The sequence below is a fragment of the Xanthomonas sp. DAR 34887 genome, assembly GCF_041245805.1.
Taxonomy (GTDB): domain Bacteria; phylum Pseudomonadota; class Gammaproteobacteria; order Xanthomonadales; family Xanthomonadaceae; genus Xanthomonas_A; species Xanthomonas_A tesorieronis.
This window is the reverse complement of sequence record NZ_CP162490.1, coordinates 1,782,490-1,795,428: the sequence shown is the minus strand read 5'-3', so window position 1 is coordinate 1,795,428 and position 12,939 is coordinate 1,782,490. Positions and strand designations below refer to the sequence as shown.

7 protein-coding genes are annotated in these 12,939 nt (G+C 67.8%); 2 read left to right on the top strand and 5 right to left on the bottom strand.

Annotated elements, in window-relative coordinates:
* Window positions 1-60: 60 nt before the first annotated feature.
* The 3 genes from AB3X08_RS07580 to AB3X08_RS07570 all read right to left on the bottom strand — a co-directional run bounded on the left by AB3X08_RS07580 (window position 61) and on the right by AB3X08_RS07570 (window position 6,071).
* Window positions 61-1,305, bottom strand: a complete 1,245-nt coding sequence (locus tag AB3X08_RS07580; RefSeq protein ID WP_369937343.1) for a DUF819 domain-containing protein — start codon at window positions 1,303-1,305, stop codon at window positions 61-63.
* Window positions 1,306-1,681: 376 nt separating this feature from the next.
* A complete protein-coding gene (locus tag AB3X08_RS07575; RefSeq protein ID WP_369937341.1) occupies window positions 1,682-3,751 on the bottom strand; it encodes a prolyl oligopeptidase family serine peptidase in 2,070 nt (689 codons plus the stop codon).
* A 355-nt stretch (window positions 3,752-4,106) separates the two neighbouring features.
* Window positions 4,107-6,071, bottom strand: a complete 1,965-nt coding sequence (locus tag AB3X08_RS07570) for an OPT family oligopeptide transporter (protein WP_369937339.1) — start codon at window positions 6,069-6,071, stop codon at window positions 4,107-4,109.
* Between the two features lie 628 nt (window positions 6,072-6,699).
* Here AB3X08_RS07570 and AB3X08_RS07565 point away from each other — a divergent pair.
* Window positions 6,700-8,466, top strand: coding sequence for a peptide MFS transporter (locus tag AB3X08_RS07565; RefSeq protein ID WP_369937337.1), 1,767 nt, complete (start codon window positions 6,700-6,702; stop codon window positions 8,464-8,466).
* A 125-nt stretch (window positions 8,467-8,591) separates the two neighbouring features.
* Here AB3X08_RS07565 and AB3X08_RS07560 read toward each other — a convergent pair whose 3' ends face one another.
* Window positions 8,592-10,526: an alpha/beta hydrolase family protein gene (locus AB3X08_RS07560; protein WP_369937335.1), complete on the bottom strand. Its 1,935-nt coding sequence runs from the start codon at window positions 10,524-10,526 to the stop codon at window positions 8,592-8,594.
* 602 nt (window positions 10,527-11,128) lie between these two features.
* Between AB3X08_RS07560 and AB3X08_RS07555 the strand changes: the two genes are divergently transcribed.
* A complete protein-coding gene (locus AB3X08_RS07555; RefSeq protein WP_369937333.1) occupies window positions 11,129-11,812 on the top strand; it encodes a TetR/AcrR family transcriptional regulator in 684 nt (227 codons plus the stop codon).
* 106 nt (window positions 11,813-11,918) lie between these two features.
* Here the strand turns inward: AB3X08_RS07555 and AB3X08_RS07550 are convergent, their stop codons facing one another.
* Window positions 11,919-12,923 (bottom strand): LacI family DNA-binding transcriptional regulator, encoded by a 1,005-nt coding sequence (locus AB3X08_RS07550; protein ID WP_369938472.1) that lies wholly within the window; start codon window positions 12,921-12,923, stop codon window positions 11,919-11,921.
* Window positions 12,924-12,939: the final 16 nt, after the last annotated feature.

Below are 12,939 nucleotides of genomic sequence, written 5' to 3'. Positions count from 1 at the left end.
AGAAGGTGTCGGTAACGCCCGTCGCGGCTGAAGCCGCTCCTACAGGGCCATGACGGTGCGCTACGGCGCCCCGGCCATCGCACGCAAGGTGATCCCGACCAGGTACGCCAGATAGGTGCCGGTGGCATAGCCCATCGTGCCCAGCAGAACGCCGACCGGCGCCAGCGCCGGATGGAACGCGGCCGCCACCACCGGCGCCGAGGCCGGGCCGCCGACGTTGCTCTGCGAGCCGATCGCGAAATAGAAGAACGGCACCCGCAGCAATTTGCCCAGCGCCAGCAACAGCAGAATGTGCACGCACAGCCAGATCAGCCCGAGCAGGAAGATCCACGGGCGGTCGAACAGCGCCAGTAGATCCATCTGCATGCCGATGCAGGCGATCAGGAAATACAGCAGCAGCGAGCCGATGCGCGATGCGCCGGCGCCCTCCAGGGTGCGCGCGCGGGTGAAGCTCAGCAGCAGGCCGATCGTGGTCGCCAGCACCACCACCCAGACGAACGGCGAGCCGAGGCTGAACTGCTTGGCCCAACTCACGTTCGCGTCGAACCACGCCGCCGTAGGGGTGGCGATCGCATGCGCCAGGCCAACCGCGCCGAAGGCGACGCCGACGATCAGCATCAGGTCGGTGAGGCTGGCCACGCGTTCGTGCTGGGCCTGGAAGTGGGCGATGCGCTGCTTGAGGTCGTCGATACCGCGGGTGTCGGCGCCAGTGCGCGCGTCGATGGCCGGCGCACGCTGTGCCAGGAAGATCAGCAGCGCCATCCACACGTAGCCGACGCCGACGTCGACCACTGCGAACTGGCCGAAGGTAGTGGCATCGACCTGGAACACCTCGCGCATCGCCAGCATATTGGCGCCACCGCCGATCCAGCTGCCGGCCAGCGCCGCCATGCCGGCCCAGGTGTCGCCGGCCACGGTGACCGGGTGCAGCCACTTCATCACCTGGAACGCGACCACCGCGCCGAGCATGATGCTGAAGGACGCGCCCAGGTACATCGCCACCAGCTTGGGCCCCAGCCGCAGGATGCCCTTGAGGTCGACGGTGAGGGTGAGCAGGACGAGCGCCGCCGGCAGCAGCACGTCGCGCGCGACCGGGTTGTAGAGCGAATTGTGTTGTCCGTCGATCAGGCCGACAGTGTTGTAGATGCCCGGAATCAGATAGCACAGCAGCAGCGCCGGCACGACGCCATAGAAGCGTTTCCAGAATCCCGACGGCCGCGCCGCGGTCCAGAACACCGCACCCAGGGTGGCGGCAATCAGGCCGAAGATGACGATGTCGTTGGTGATCAGGGGCGTCGAGGGCATCGGGCGGTGGGGCCGGGATTCGGGAGTGGGGATTCGGGATTCGTGAGCCGCGGCTGGAGGTTTGGAGGTTTGGAGGTGTACACAAAGATCGAAAGAACGATGCAGAGCGCGGGTGAATTCGCAGGAGCGACACGCTGCAAGCGCCCTGCTTTTTGTGGGAGGGGCTTCAGCCCCGACGCGTTAGCGGTAAGGCGTCGGGGCTGAAGCCCCTCCCACAACGGCTATCGGATTACTGGATCGCGGGAAAATCTCGAATCTCGAATCCCGAATCCCGAATCCCGAATCCCGAATCCCCAATCCCCAATCCCCAATCCCCAATCCCGGGACCTGGGCCATGACCCAGACCGGGGCCCGGAAGCTCCGAGCCCAGGTCCCCTCACTGCCCGATATGCTGCTTCAACCAGCCATTGACCGTGTCGTGCCACAGGATGCTGTTCTGCGGCTTCAACACCCAGTGGTTCTCGTCCGGGAAGTACAGGAACTTGGATTCGATGCCCTTGCGCTGCAGCGCGCTGAACGCGGCCAGGCCCTGCTCCACCGGGATGCGGAAATCCTGCTGGCCGTGGATCACCAGCATCGGCACCTTCCACTTGTCCACGTGCAGCACCGGGTTGAACTTCTCGTAGCCGGCCGGGTTCTGCCACGGCGTGCCGCCGTTCTCCCACTCGCTGAACCACAGTTCCTCGGTGGCGTAGCCCATCATGCGGTTGTCGAACACGCCGTCGTGGTCGACCAGGCACTTCCACGGCTGGTTCCAGTTGCCGGCCATCCAGTACACCATGTAGCCGCCGTAGCTGGCACCGAGCGCGCAGGCCTTGTCGCCATTGAGGAACTTGAACTGCTGCTGCGCGGCGGCCCAGCCCTTCTGCAGGTCTTCCAGCGGGCGGTCGCCCCAGTGCTGGCTGATCGCATCGGTGAACGCCTGGCCGTAGCCGGTGGAACCGTGGAAATCGATCATCACCACCGCGTAGCCCTGGCCGGCATAGGTCTGCGGATTCCAGCGATTGCTCCAGCCGTTGCCGAAGCTGCCCTGCGGGCCGCCGTGGATCAGGAACGCGACCGGATAGGTCTTGCCAGGCTGGTAGTTGTACGGCTTGACCACGTAGCCGTGCACGGTCTCGTCGTTCCAGCCCTTGAACTGGAACTGCTCGTAGTCGCCGAAGGCCACGTCCGGCAATTGTTCGCCGGCGCTGGCGGTGATCGCGCGCGGATGCTGGCCGTCGGCATCGGCGACGAACACCTGGTCGCCGCTCTTGAGGCTGTTGAGGGTGTAGGCCAAGGTGCTGCCGGCGAGCGCCGGCGCACCGACGTGGCCGTCGGCGACCACGGTCGCGGCCTTGCCGCTGGCGACATTCACCGCGAACAGCGGGTGCTGGCCGGTGTCGTCGGCGGTGGTGTAGACGGTGCCGCCATCGGCCGAGAGCACGATCTCGCCGGCCGAGCGGTCCCACTTCGGCGCGATCTCGCGGGTCTTGCCGCTGGCCACGTCCATCGCCATCAGGCCGAAGCGGTCGGCCTCGAAACCTGGGCGCTTCATCGCGCGGTAGTACAGGGTCTTGCCGTCGGCGGAGAACACCGGGCCGGCGTCCCAGGCCGGGTTGGCCGCGGTCAGGTTGACCGGCGCGGCCTTGCCCGCCGCGTCCAGCCGGTACAGGTCGAAGTTGGTCGACCACGGCTCCTCGCGCCCGGCCACGCGCACGCTGGCGACCAGCGACTGCCCGTCCGGCGCCCAGGTGTAGTCCTCGCTGCCGCCGAACGGCTTGGACGGGATGTCGCCGGCCAGGGTCACGCTGATCGCCGAGGCGCCGACCACCGGTTTGGCCTTGGCGTCGCCGGGCAGCGGCGCCACGAACAGGCTGTTGCGGCGGCCGTCGTTCCAGGTGTCCCAGTGGCGCACGAACAACTGGTCGAACACCACGCCGCTGGCCTTGGCGTTCTTCTTCGCGTCCAGCCGCTGCTGCGTGCAGGAAAGGTCCGAACCGCAGTCCTGGAACACGCCGGCGCTGAAGGCGACGCGGTCGCCCTGCGGCGCGATGCGGTAGCTGTCCACGTCCAGCGCGAAATTAGTGAGCTGGCGCGGCGTGCCGCCGGCCAGCGGCAGCGCGTACAGCTGCTGGCGGCCGGACTTGGCGCTGAGGAAATACACGGTCTTGCCGTCGGCCGACAGCTCCGGCGAATTGACGTTCCAGCCATCCGGGGTCAACCGCTTCGGCGGCGCCGCATCGCGGGTGCGCAGATTGCGCAGCCACAGCCCGGTGCTGGCTTTGTCGCTGGCCTTGTCCACCTGCCGCTTGGCGAAGATCACCGTACCGCCATCGGGCGTCAGCAGCGGCGAGGACACCCGGTCCAGCGCCACCATGTCGCGGACATCGAAACCGCGGGTCGCCGCCAGCGCAGGCAGCGCGGTCAGCAGGCACAGGGGCAGCAAGGCGTAGCGCAAGGTCATCGGGCGTCTCCGGAACACGGCAAAACGTCGATGGTAGGCGCGCGGGTGGGCGTGGTGCAAAGGCATGAAGTCATGGAGATGCCGGGATTGGGGATTCGGGAGTGGGGATTCGCAGGAGCGCGACGCCGGCGTCTTTCGATGCAGGGCGGCAGCGACACTGGAGGGGATACGGCATTGCGTTACTGCCTGTAGCGCTGCGGCACTCTGCGCGGCGCGAGCGACTTTGATCCGGAGCGTCGCGCCCGGCGCTTTGCGAAGAAGCGGCCGAGCACATTGCCCGAACGCTGCGCGACCAGCGAAAACGCGAAGCCCGGCGCGGGGCCGGGCTTCTTGCATTGCTTGCGGGTGGCTGCGCTTACGCCGACGGCGGCAGCGGCGCGGTCGGCTCGCCCTTCTTGCCGGTGCGGTACAGCAGCCAGCCGACGAAGGCGAGCAGCACCAGGCCGTACCACTGGTTCAGATGGAACGCTTCGGGCAGCGCGAGCACGTCGGCGCGACCGGAGACCACGATCGGCACCGCGATGGCGATGCCCATCAGCGCCTCGCCGGTGATCAGGCCGGCGGCGAACAGCGTGCCCGGACGGTGCACGCGGTCGCGGCCTTCCTCGTCGTCGGCGCGGATCTTGTGGAAGCGCTCGACCAGGTAGGTGATCAGGCCGCCGAGGAAGATCGGCACCATCAGTTCCAGCGGCAGGTAGATGCCGATCGCCGCGGCCAGCACCGGCACGCGGAACCGCTTGCCGGTGCGCTTGAGCCACTCGTCCAGGGCGATGATCGCCGCACCGACGCCGGCGCCGATCGCGATCATCGTCCACGGCAGTTCGCCGCCGAACAGGCCCTTGGCCACCGACGCCATCAGCGTCGCCTGCGGCGCGGCCAGCGAGTTCGGATGCGCCGGCGTCGCCGCGCCGATGCCGTAGGCTTGGGCAAGCAGGTTCAGCACCGGCGCCATGATCAAGGCGCAGGAGAACGCGCCGATGGCCAGCATCAGCTGCTGCTTCCAAGGCGTGGCGCCGACCAGGTAGCCCGCCTTCAGATCCTGCAGGTTGTCGCCACCCACCGCTGCAGCGCAGCACACCACTGCGCCGATCATGATCGCGGCGACCGCGCCGATCGGCGAGTCGCGCCCGAGCAGCAGCACCAGCACCGCCGACGCGAACAGGATGGTGGAGATGGTGATGCCCGAGACCGGATTGTTCGACGACCCGATCAACCCGGCCAGATAGCCGGACACCGACACGAACAGGAAGCCGGCGACGATCATGATCAAGGTCATCGGCACACTGACATGCCACTGCCCCACGATCGCCTGGTACAGGCCCAGCAGCGGCAGCGTGCACAGCAGCAGCGCGACCAGCATCCACTTCATCGGCAGGTCGCGGTCGGTTTCGGCCACCACGGTGCCGGCAGTGCTCTTGCGCGCCGCGGCGAAGCCGCTCTTGACCCCGGACAGCAGCGACTTGCGCAGCGAGAACAGCGTCCACACGCCGCCGATCAGCATCGCGCCCACGCCCAGGTAGCGCACCTTGGCCGCCCAGATGCCGAACGCGGCCTCGGCTGCCGGCGCGGTGGCCAGGCTCTGCGCCAGCGCCGGATCGGAGTTCATGAAGAACTGCTGGTACAGCGGAATGGCGATGTGCCAGGACAGGATCGAGCCGGACAGCACCACGATGCCGACGTTGAGCCCGACGATGTAGCCCACGCCCAGCAGCGCCGGCGACAGGTTGGTGCCGACGTAGCCGACCAGCTTGCTGCTGCCCAGGTAGGTGGCCTGCGCCCAGGTGTCGGGAATCACTTTCAGACCGCTGGCCGCGGCCAGCTTGACCAACCCGCCGATGGTCGCCGACAGCGCCAGGATCTTCAGGCCCGGCCCGGGATTCTCGCCGGCCTTGAGCACTTCGGCCGCGGCCTTGCCCTCGGGGAACGGCAGCGGGTCCTCGACGATCATCGAGCGCCGCAGCGGCACCGAGAACAGCACCCCGAGCAGGCCGCCCATGCCGGCGATACCGAGCACCCACCAGTACTTGAAGTCCGGCCAGTAGCCCATGATCACCAGCGCCGGGATGGTGAAGATCACCCCCGCCGCGATCGACGAACCGGCCGAGGCGCCGGTCTGCACGATGTTGTTCTCCAGGATGGTGCCGCCGCCGAGCAGGCGCAGCACGCCCATCGACACCACCGCCGCCGGAATCGCGGTGGCGATGGTCAGGCCGGCGAACAGCCCCAGGTAGGCGTTGGCGGCCGACAGCACGACGGCCAGCACGATCGCCAGCACGACCGCGCGGAAGGTGAGCTGACGCGGCGCAGCAGCGTTGTTCATGGTTACCCCTGAAACGACAAAAACGTTTTGCACGCTAGCGTCTGGGGCTGGGCAAGTCCAGCCTCGCGGCGCCCAGCTTGTGGCACATGCCTGGGAGGCTGGGATTGGGGAGTGAGGATTGGGGATTCGTGGGTGCAATGGCGCGCCGTACCCGCATCCGCCCCTGCGGGGCACCTTCCCCCGAAACGGGGCCATGGTCCCGATGGGAGAAGTGAACAGCCGACTAGCCCCTCTCCCACCGGCGACCGAAGGGAGTCCCCGTGGGAGAGAGGGGTTGGGGTGAGGGTACGGCGCGAAGCGACTCGCGGAATTGGGTGCACGAGGCTTCGCCCGCACCCTCATCCGCCCCTGCGGGGCACCTTCCCCCGAAAAGGGGGCCATGGTCCCGAGGGGAGAAGGGAACAGCCGCTAGCCCCTCTCCCATCGGGAGAGGGGTTGGGGTGAGGGTACGGCGCGAAGCGACTCGCGGGGTTTGAGAGCACGAAGCTGTGCCCGCCCCTTCATCCCCCCCTCCTGGACTCCGTCCCCCGTGGTCCCCATAGAAAAAGGAACCCACGCTGCCGCGACTCAGCCAACCCCTGGCGGCACGCCTATACTCCGCCGCTGCCCTCCCCGCCTCAGGCCAGCCGTGTCCGCCACCGCCCTCCCCGTCCGCGACGTGCGCGACGATTTCCTCGGCCACCCCAAAGGCGTCTACGTCTGCTTCTTCACCGAGATGTGGGAGCGCTTCTCCTTCTACGGGATGAAGGCGCTGCTGCTGCTGTACCTGACCAAGTACCACCTGTTCGGCGACAAGGCCGGGCTCGATCTGCTCGGCGCCTACGGCGGATTGGTGTACTGCGTGCCGGTGATCGGCGGCCTGCTCGCCGACCGCTGGCTGGGCATGCGCAAGGCGGTGGTGTTCGGCGGCATCCTGCTGGTGCTCGGCCATGTCGGCATGGCCTTCGAAGGCCACGCCGCCACGCGGATCCATGGCGAAGTGGTGCGCGACACCGCGTCGCTGGGCGTGACCTACCTGTCGCTGGCGCTGATCATCATGGGCGTGGGCTTCCTCAAGCCGAACATCTCCACCATCGTCGGCAAGCTGTATGCGCAGGACGATCCGCGCCGCGACTCCGGCTTCTCGCTGTTCTACGCCGGCATCAACCTCGGCGCGCTGTTCGCCTCGCTGGTGTGCGGCTTCCTCGGCGAAGCCTACGGCTGGCGCTACGGTTTCGGCGCCGCCGGGGTCGGCATGCTGCTGGGCCTGGGTATGTTCCTGTGGGGCCAGAAATACCTGCACGGCCATGCCGAGCCGGCGCAACCGGCGCTGCTGCGCCAACGCGTGGCCGGGCTGCCGCGCGAATGGGCGATCTATCTGGTTGCGGTACTCGGCGTGCTGCCGGTGGCCTGGCTGATGTGGGCCGCGGCCAACGGCGCCTTCAGCCTGGGCGGCGAGATCTCGCTGGCCTTGCTGCTGATGCTGGTGGTGCTCGGCGGCGTGCTGCTGTGGTTCGCCTGGTTCACCGGCACCCAGTGCACGCCGGTGCAGCGCCAGCAGATGATCGCGCTGATGGTGCTGATCGCGATGGCGCTGGTGTACTTCACCCTGTACGAGCAGACCTACGGGTCCTGGGTCACCTTCACCGACCGGCTGATGACCAAGGACATCGTGCCGTCGCTGGTGATACGCGACGGTACGCCGCTGCCGTGGTCGATCGCCTCGTTGCTGTTGGCGCCGCTGGGCTTCGTCGCCGCGGCGTCGCTGTCCGACCGCACCCCGGAATCGGCCGCGCCGCGCCTGCTGTTCATCGCGGTCAGCGTGCTGATGCTGCTGCTCCTGGTGCGCGACTGCCTGGTGCTGCCGCAGACCGCCGGTTCGCTGACCTACCTGGGCGCGCTGTTCCTGGTGCTGCTGGCGCCGCTGTTCGCCGCACTGTGGGCATGGCTGGAACGGCGCGGCCTGGAGCCGTCCAAGCCGTCCAAGTCGGCCATGGGCCTGTTGTTGGCCGGGGTGTCGTTCGTGCCGCTGGCGCTGGCCGCGCAGCAGGTCGGCGCCAGCGGGCAAATGGCCAGCGTGTGGTGGCTGGTGCTGGCCTACCTGATACTGGAAGCGGGCGAGATGTGCCTGTCGCCGGTCGGCCTGTCGGCGGTGACCCAGCTCGCGGTGCCGCGTGTGGTCAGCCTGATGATGGGCACCTGGTTCCTGGCCACGGCGTTCTCCGAAGCACTGGCCGCGCTGTTCGGCAAACTCGCCGCGATCGACGTGCCGGAGGGCGAAGCGATGAACATCGCCGACGCCGCGGCCAAGTACGCGCACCTGTTCTGGCTGATGCTGTGGATCGGCGTGGGCTGCGCGGTGCTGGCCTTCGTGGCCGCGCCGCTGCTGCGGCGGATGATGCACGGAGTGCGCTGAGCGTCGGCAGCGTCGTCGCTGCGCGCGAAGCGCGGCCCGACGGTGCGTCGGGCCGCGAACCAGCTTTCAAGACTTGCAGGTGCCGATGCGCTTGCAACGCATCGGCACCGAGACATCCCCAGCAGCTAGCGCGCCGGCGCCGGCGCAGCCTGCGCGCCGCCCAGCGAGCGGCTCAGGAACGCCAGCAGCCTGGTGTAGAACTCACGGCGGTGTTCTTCGGTGTAAAAGCCATGCCCCTCGGTCGGCTCATACAGCGTCTCCACCGGCACGCCGGCCTTCTTCAGCGCCGCCTCCATCTTCTTCGAATGCTGGATCGGCGCGCGCTCGTCCTCGCCGCCGGCCGCCAGGAACACCGGCACCTTGATCTTGTCGGCGAGATTGACCGGCGACACCGCCGCTAGTTCGGCGCCCGATCCCACCCATTCGCGCAGAAACGTCTTGCCGGAGTCCCGCTCCTGGGTGTCGCCTCTGACGTACAGCATCGGCAAATCGTAGACGCCGACGTAGCCGGCCGCGCAGCGGTACAGCGTCGGCTCCTTGGCCACGCCCATCAGCGACGCATAGGCACCGTAGCTGGCGCCATACATGCAGATGCGCGCGGGATCGGCGATGCCCTGGGCGATCGCCCAACGCGTGGCGTCGGTCACGTCGTCCTGCATCGCGCCGCCCCATTGCCCACCACCGGCCTGGTGGAAAGCGCGTCCGTAGTTGCCCGAACCGCGGTAGTTGACCTGCAGCACCGCGTAACCGGCGCTGGCCAGGATCTGCGCATCCTGATCGAACAGACCGCTGTCGAACACGCCGAACGGGCCGCCGTGCGGCATCACCACCATCGGCACCTTGCCCGATGCGGCCGCCGCAGGCAGGGTCACGAAGCCGTGCAACGGAAGACCGTCGCGTGCCTGCAGCGCGATCGGCCGTACCTCGGCCAGCTTCGGCGGCTGCAACGCGGCACGACTGGCGAATGCGAAATCCGCCTTCTTCGCCACGGTATCGAACAGGTAGTACTCGCCGGGATTGCGCCCGGACTGCACCTGCACCAGGTTGAGCCGGCCATCGCGGGTGCTGGAGGTCACGTAGACCGCCTGGCCCGGAAACGCCGCCTCCAGCGAGCGCTGGGTCTTGGCCTCGGGCGAGGCCGGGTCGAAAAACAGGCTACGCGGCTTGTCGGCCAGTATCTGGATTCCCACCGGTATACGGGTGCCGTGGCGACGAATAATCTGGTACGGATCGGCCAGGGCATCGCGCGCCACTTCCTTGCGCTCGTTGCTGTCCACATTCCAGGCCACGATCGCGTCGCTGCCCTTGTCCTGCTGGACCTCCAAATACGCGGTGCGCCCATCTTCGGAAAAGCCGATCGGCCACTCGGTGTGATGGCTGAGGTTCTCGTCGTTGATCAGCCGCCAGTCGCCGCCTTGCGCGTCTCGGTAGAACAGCTTGTTGGCTCTATCGGCATCGGCGCCCCAGGCAAAACGCACCTTGCCTTGCTCGTCGCTGTAGAAATCGGCGCCGCGCACCTTCGGCGAACCGGTCAGGAGACGACGGCGACCGCTGTAAACGTCGAGAACTTCGGCGCGGCTGTACGGATCCTGGGTGACGCTGAACGGTCGCGCCTGGATGATGACGTTGCGGTCGTCGCCGGGCAGCGGGCCGACCCAATCGGCGATGACCTTCTCTACCTTCTTGGTCTGGATCAGCGTACCCGGCCCATTGCCGGTGACGCGCTGGCCCACCAGCAGTTCCGCCGCACCGCCGTCCGCATTGATCGCGAACAGTTCCCCAGTCCCCCACGGCTCATCCCGCTCACCCATTTTCTGGGCCATGCTGAACAACACGCGCGTGTCGTTGACCCATCGGAAGCCGGAGACATGGGTGTTCTTCTCCATCGAGAAACTGCCGACGATCTTGTTGTCGGAGCGGCGCATCACCGCCAGCGCGGTGCGGTCCGCCAGCGGCACGGTGGCCGCGTAAAACTCGCCGGTCGGCGACAGCTGCAGCTCGCCGACCTGTTCCTTCATCAGGAACGGCGCCAGGTCCACCTGCGCCTGCGCGTTCCCCATTCCGATCCCCATCCCCAGCGCGCAGCACAACGCGACTGCCCCCAGTCTTCCACTCATCCTGATCCCCTGTATCCATGTTGGTTGGTTTGCGGGCGAAAGTGTAATACGGCGCGCGCGCCGCGGCGCGGGGCCCGCGCCGGCGGCCGCGCGGCGGCCTGAGGCGCTTGCCTCAGGCCTTACGCGCCCCACCAGGATCAGACTCCCGGCCGCATCGATCGGATGTCGCGCGCAGCGCACGCCGACTAGTGAGCATCGGCGTCGTAGTGGCAGCAACGCCACTGCGACGCGCAACGCTGCAACCCACTGTCGAACAATCAATCCGGGGATGCGTTCAAGGCGCCGCGCGCGGCACTCGGATACTGCTCGGAAATGTGGTCGCGAGCAGGCGATTGTTGCCGGCGTCGTAGCCCTCCACGCATCGCCGACCGAACCGCCCAAGGCGCCTTCCTTGCAGCGGATCGACTGCACCACGCCATGACCGGCGCCGCCGGTCGCTGGCCAAGGCATGCCCATCCCAAATAAAACCGCGCTGTACGGTTTATTATTAGAAACGAATTTCCTCGCTGCCAAAAAAGTGCAGCGGATTCACCTTAGGAGACGCAATGAAGGTTCGGACCGAGGCCCGACGCGAGGCCATCGTCGAGGCGGCGACGAAGCTGTTCCAGGAACTTGGCTACGAGCGCGCCTCGATGAACGAACTGGCGAAACGGCTGGGCGGCTCCAAGGCCACCTTGTACGGCTATTTCGCGTCCAAGGAGGAACTGTTCACTGCCGTGGTCCGCGCCGCGGCGACCGCACATCTGTCCGACGCGATCCGGCGCCTGCAATCGCCCAAGGCCGGCGAGACCGACCTGCATTCGATGCTGCTGCAGTTCGGCGAATGCATGCTGCAGGTGGTGAGCAACGATGCGCTCGCCATCGCGGTCTATCGCATGGTGGTGGCCGAGGCCGGCCGCTCCGAGGTCGGGCAGCTGTTCTACCAGGCCGGTCCCAGCGAATCGGTGGTGGCGGTGGCCGCGGTGCTGGAAGCGGCCATGGCGCGCGGCGAACTGCGCACCAGCGACCCCACCATCGCCGCCCTGCACTTCCTGGCGCTGCTGACCGCGGAAGTGGACGTGCGCATCTACCAGCGCGATCCGCCGCCGCTGGCGCCAGCGCTGGTGCGCAAGATGGCGCAACGCGCGGTCGAGCAATTCCTGCTCGGCGCCGCGCCGCGACAGACGACCGGCACGGACCCGCGCGCAGCAGGCAAGCCGGCGGTGCGCAAGCGCGGACGTTCCCGATAGCTGTCGCGCATCATCGCGACGCTGCGCGCCGCGTTGCGTTGTGTTGCGCGATGCCAACTCCCTCTATCGGCAACCACGCCAACAGCCCGTTGCCCACCGCCGCCAACTACCGCTTCGGCGCACCGGTCGACCCGCGCAACATCAAGCTGAAATCCAGCGTCTGCTGAAGCGGCACGTCCACATGTTCGATGATCGCAAGCAGCAGCTTGACCGCGCGGACACCGATCTCGCGCATGGGTTGCCGGATGGTGGTCAATGGCGGCGTGAGGTAACTGGACGACGCCAGGTCGTCGAAGCCGACGATGGACAGCTGGTCCGGCACGCAGATGCCCAGGTCCCGGCAGGCCGCCAGGGCGCCCAGCGCCATCTGGTCGCTGAAGCAGAAGATCGCGCTCGGCATGGGCGCGCGGGCCAATAACTCCATCGCGGCCGCATGGCCCGATTCGACGGAGAAGTCGCCCGGCACGATGGTCAGATTGCGCAGGCGGCCGCGCGCCTTGCCGCAAGCCCTGACCCCTTCCAGTCGCTGCTGGTGCAGCGGATTGTCGGGTGGGCCGCCCACCACGGCGATCCGCTCGTGCCCCAGCCCGTACAGGTGTTCCATCACCGCGCGCGCGGCGGCCGCGTTGTCGATGTGGACGCTGGGGATGCCCAGCGCCGGGTCGAACTCGCAGCCGTTGACCACCGGCGCGGCGGCGCCGCGTTGCTTGACGATCTCGCGCGCCGTCGGCGGCAGCCGGTGCCCCAGTACGATCAGGCCGTCCGCCTCGTTGCGACGGAGCATCTGCGCGTAGCGCTCCTCGCGGTCGGGCTGGTTCTGGGTATCGCCGAGCAGCACGGCGTAGCCGACGGCCTGCGCCGCTTCCTCCGCGCCCTGCAGGATCTGCGCGAAGAAGGGATTGGCGATATCCGGGACGGTGACCAGGATCTTGCCGCTGCGCTGGGTCTTGAGCGTCCTGGCGACCGTGTTGGGGACATAGCCCAGCGCCGCGGCGGCCTGCTCGATGCGCGTGCGCGTGGCCGGCAAGACTTTGTCCGGCCGGGAAAGCGCACGCGACACCGTGCCGGCGGAGACGCCGACGTGCTTTGCGATGTCGTAAATGGTGGCCATGACGTAGTGTCTTCTT

Bases quoted from the DNA above. Each gene is read 5' to 3' on its own strand.
- AB3X08_RS07570 (WP_369937339.1), bottom strand. From the start codon at position 6,071: ATGAACAACGCTGCTGCGCCGCGTCAGCTCACCTTCCGCGCGGTCGTG.
- AB3X08_RS07550 (WP_369938472.1), bottom strand. From the start codon at position 12,923: ATGGCCACCATTTACGACATCGCAAAGCACGTCGGCGTCTCCGCCGGC.
- AB3X08_RS07560 (WP_369937335.1), bottom strand. From the start codon at position 10,526: ATGGGGAACGCGCAGGCGCAGGTGGACCTGGCGCCGTTCCTGATGAAG.
- AB3X08_RS07580 (WP_369937343.1), bottom strand. From the start codon at position 1,305: ATGCCCTCGACGCCCCTGATCACCAACGACATCGTCATCTTCGGCCTG.
- AB3X08_RS07555 (WP_369937333.1), top strand. From the start codon at position 11,129: ATGAAGGTTCGGACCGAGGCCCGACGCGAGGCCATCGTCGAGGCGGCG.
- AB3X08_RS07575 (WP_369937341.1), bottom strand. From the start codon at position 3,751: ATGACCTTGCGCTACGCCTTGCTGCCCCTGTGCCTGCTGACCGCGCTG.